This is a genomic window from Heliobacterium chlorum (assembly GCF_014502795.1).
In the GTDB taxonomy this organism is placed as follows: Bacteria; Bacillota; Desulfitobacteriia; order Heliobacteriales; family Heliobacteriaceae; genus Heliobacterium; species Heliobacterium chlorum.
In genome coordinates, this window is the sequence record NZ_JACVHF010000195.1 from 1 (window position 1) to 360 (window position 360).

At 50.0% G+C, this 360-nt stretch carries 1 protein-coding gene; it reads right to left on the reverse strand.

Annotated features, from left to right (window positions below):
* Window positions 1-59: 59 nt before the first annotated feature.
* A partial coding sequence (locus H1S01_RS20965; RefSeq protein ID WP_188042201.1) for a hypothetical protein occupies window positions 60-360 on the reverse strand: 301 nt, incomplete at its 5' end.

Consider the following 360-nt stretch of genomic DNA (forward strand, 5'->3'; position numbering starts at 1 on the left):
TCGTAAGCCCACCTGCCGCCGCAAAAACGATAACAGGGTTTCATTCAATCCGAAAATGGTTATAGCCCTCCTCGTTTCAAATACTCGCCGTTCCATGTATAGGTCAGTACGTCCCGAATCCCGCCCTGCGTTGTTCCGGCAGGTGGTAAGTATCGGTACATCTTGCTGATCATTTCGCCGCTGTATTCCACGGTGGTATAACCGCTTCCATACATGCCATGCTTCAGTTCACCGTTTTCACCGGAAAAAATCTTAAAATGAATGGCGTTTGTGGGAGCCCAGGTGCCGGTTCCGCTCCGGGAATAACAGAGGTGATTCGAATCGGCATTGGTTTCTCCGTGAACGTGAAAGTGGTTCGTT